This is a genomic window from Treponema sp., from assembly GCF_051883275.1.
GTDB lineage: Bacteria > Spirochaetota > Spirochaetia > Treponematales > Treponemataceae > Treponema_D.
This window is the reverse complement of record NZ_JBJETK010000038.1, coordinates 1-1,865: the sequence shown is the minus strand read 5'-3', so window position 1 is coordinate 1,865 and position 1,865 is coordinate 1. Positions and strand designations below refer to the sequence as shown.

The following is a 1,865-nucleotide window of genomic DNA, read 5'->3' as shown; positions in this document are numbered from 1 at the left end:
GCACCGATTTTTTTCTGTGTTTCTGTTTCGAGGTTTGCGCCGCCCATCACGTCCATAAGGTATTTTTTGCAGAGGTTATCCCAGGTTGTCTTGTCCATTGAGTAAACTGTGTAGTAAATGTACTTTTCGCTCTGCTCCTTTGTTCCTGCCTTTGTTGTGCGCACTTTCTGGTAGAATCCTGTTTCCTCGCGAAGTCCTGTCATATCTGCCTTTGTTTCGCTTGCGGCAACATAAACGGCCTCAAGCTGACCAACATCATTCAATCCCTGTCCCACGCGTCCGATTACTTTCTGGCTGAGCTCAGCTGCCTGCGTATATGCGAATCCCGCCCCGGCTCAATGCCTGTGCCGTTGCCTCTGTCTTTCCTGTTGCCATGATTACCTTTACAACGCGGCTTGAGTCCGTTCCCCACATTTCCTTGAATGTGTCTGAATTTCCGCGGCGGATATTCTTAAGCCACTGCGGTGCGGCAACTTCTCCCAGAGTTCTGTCCGTCCAGTCAATTACGGTAACCTTGTCAACTTCATCGTCAACATTGACATTCACGCTTGACTCTGAAACTGTCTTTGTTGTTCCGCAGCCTGAAAATCCTAAAATAAGTGCCGCAAAAGCACCTGCCATTGTAACTGTGATTTTTTTCATCATTTTTCTCCATATAAATGATTTTTTATAATGTAAAAGCAGCTCCAAGATTGTTTTTTATTTCTGCCTTTAATTCCCCTGCCAGCTTTGGACACGCTTTTTTCCTTGCATTTTCCAAAGTATACGAAACTGTTTTTTTTTTTGATTCCGCCTCGAATGAAAAGACAGTCTGCCCTGTTTCTGCGCCGGTGAGCTTCAGGCTTACAGCCGGAATAATTGACACAGGTTCGCTTCCAAATGCATTGTCTTCTATTAAAACTTCTGCAATATGAGATGCTTCGCTTAAAGATTTTGCTACAGAAAAGCCGCACTCGCCGAACGAAGAAGTTACGGCTGCCGTAATAATCCTGCTGTAATCAGCCGGAACGGAAACATACACCCTGCATTTTGCTTTTTCTTCCGAAAACAGCGCAGGAATTTCAGAAACATCTTTCCTTTCCGCCGCATATTTTTCTTCTTCAGCAGGATTTATAATTCTTGCATATTCAAGTTTCTGCAAAAGTTTTTTTCCCTGCTCAAAGGCAGTCTTTAAACTTTTTAGTTTTTCAAGCGGTTCGCTTTCCCCAAAGGCTTTCTGATACATACGGTTGAACGTATTTTTTTCCATATCAACCTGCGGCTTAAATTGCGTCCATGCGCTGCTGCGTTCTATAAATGCTACGCTGTACCACTTTTTTTCTTTTTTGTAGTAATAGCCTTCCGTGTACTCAACGGCAAACAGTTCAACCTGCGAAAGAACCGATACTTCGTCAATGACTGTTGTATTTTCTGCAACAGAGTTTTCCGAAGTTACGGACTGCATTGTTGTAGTAAGATTTGCATTTACTGTCGTCTGAAAATAACGGGCAATCTGTGAGAGCGCATCTGTCCGGGCTTTTTCTGCATTTTCGCCCCTTCCGCGCTGTGCTATGTATTTTTCGTTCGGATAGACATTCCGCCAGTTCAAAAACCATTCCGGCTCGCCCTTTGCAAAACAGGAAAATGTACACAGAAGAAAAAATAGAAAAAGGAATTTATTTTTTATTCCTCTTGAATTAAAGTTTTTTGCTGTTTTCATTCTAAAATTTCCACACCGATGATATTTATATAAAAAACAGCAAGAGGAACTGTTCCACGCTGATAAAATTCAGTACAGAAACAGTTCCTTTGCCGTTCATAAAAAAGTCAGGGAAACACTGAATAAATCCTATTGAGGATTTTTCAGTGTTAACCTTGAATTTCGC

The 1,865-nt window shown here is 42.3% G+C and carries 3 protein-coding genes; all 3 read right to left on the bottom strand.

Going from position 1 to position 1,865, the window contains the following annotated elements; genetic code table 11:
- Positions 1–263 (bottom strand): hypothetical protein (locus tag ACI4L0_RS06185; protein ID WP_439799297.1); only part of this gene is annotated, 263 nt, incomplete at its 3' end.
- Between the two features lie 37 nt (positions 264–300).
- Complete coding sequence (locus ACI4L0_RS06180) at positions 301–642, bottom strand: hypothetical protein (RefSeq protein ID WP_439799296.1); 342 nt, start codon at positions 640–642, stop codon at positions 301–303.
- Between the two features lie 25 nt (positions 643–667).
- Positions 668–1,699: an LPP20 family lipoprotein gene (locus ACI4L0_RS06175; RefSeq protein ID WP_439799295.1), complete on the bottom strand. Its 1,032-nt coding sequence runs from the start codon at positions 1,697–1,699 to the stop codon at positions 668–670.
- Between the last annotated feature and the right edge of the window lie 166 nt (positions 1,700–1,865).

Bases quoted from the DNA above. Each gene is read 5' to 3' on its own strand.
- ACI4L0_RS06175 (WP_439799295.1), bottom strand. From the start codon at position 1,699: ATGAAAACAGCAAAAAACTTTAATTCAAGAGGAATAAAAAATAAATTC.
- ACI4L0_RS06180 (WP_439799296.1), bottom strand. From the start codon at position 642: ATGAAAAAAATCACAGTTACAATGGCAGGTGCTTTTGCGGCACTTATT.